Source organism: Rhizobium giardinii bv. giardinii H152 (genome assembly GCF_000379605.1).
Classification (GTDB): domain Bacteria; phylum Pseudomonadota; class Alphaproteobacteria; order Rhizobiales; family Rhizobiaceae; genus Pararhizobium; species Pararhizobium giardinii.
In genome coordinates, this window is record NZ_KB902616.1 from 1 (window position 1) to 1214 (window position 1214).

Here is a 1214-nt window from a genome sequence, read left to right on the forward strand (position 1 = left end):
CCCGCCTGCAGAGCGCCTACAGCGGTCTGCGGATCTGAGATTTGATCCCAAACGACCCGATCTACTTTTGCGATCCTCGCGCCTGCGTACCCAGACTGCGGTTCTTTCCGCGGCACGTAAGAGTCGTTACGATCATAGGTGAAGCTGGCACCTGGCCGAGCCAGTTCCAGGTTGAATTTGAACGGTCCCGAGCCGATGTTTGCGGTTACCTGCTCAGTAGCGGCCAGCTTTGCATCCTGCTCACGCATTATAGCAAGGTAATATCCACTGGATGCGCCGAGGATGTCTATCAGTATTGGCAGCGGCTCCTTCAGAACGATCGAAAACGTCTTGTCATCCTTCTTCAAAACGTCCTGCGCCCGTGACATGATAAGTTGTCCACCGGCATCGACCTGAGCCCATCTTCGAACCGAAGCTACGCAGTCTCCCGCAGTAACTGGTGTGCCATCATGCCATTCCAGGCCATCCCTCAGCTGAAACGTGTACGTCTTTTTGTCCTCAGATAGGGTCCATGTTTCCACCATCTGGGGCTGCGCCTGAAGCTGCGAGTCCAAGGCGAACAATGTATCATAAATGGCCATAGCATGGCTGGCGGTGACGTCGCTGGAGGTGAAGATTGGATCGAAAGCAGTTAGGGCGTCGCCCATAACCATCCGGATGCTTTTCGCTTCGGCTGAAGTGGTTTGCGCGCGGAGGATGGATGGAATGGAGAGTGATGCTCCGGCTGCCATACCCAATTTCAGCGCACTGCGTCGAGATATAATCATTGTTCATTCCCCTTTTTTTGTTGGAAGTTCTGTATGCAAGTTATGATTGCATCTTTAGACAGACGTCGAAGGTGCAATCAGTTAGTAGCTCGAACGGACACCTTCCCTTCAGGCATGCTTAGCCGCCGCTTGCGGCTTCTGCTTTTACCGCACTGCATGGTCTGGAACTGCATCAGCAGTACACCGTCATAAGCCTCTTTTTCGGCATTTGCAACAATTGTTTCATAACGATTTATGTGAAACATTCGATGCGATTTTCTCCGATTGCTAGACGCTTACACTGCAGACATTGACAGTCTCCTCAGCCAGATCGCCTTCTGTGAATGATCTTTTCAGCAGCATTTTTTAAGAAGTGGATCGCCATCGATGGCTGAATAAGCGCACGAAGCTATCGATCTGTCCAATTAGTTCTTACAAAACAACAATAATAATTCCGAAAAATGATAA

The 1214-nt window shown here is 50.5% G+C and carries 1 protein-coding gene; it reads right to left on the reverse strand.

Annotated elements, in window-relative coordinates; all coding sequences use genetic code 11:
* Positions 1–767 (reverse strand): ABC transporter substrate-binding protein (locus A3AY_RS0110850; RefSeq protein ID WP_040668513.1); only part of this gene is annotated, 767 nt, incomplete at its 3' end.
* Positions 768–1214 lie beyond the last annotated feature (447 nt).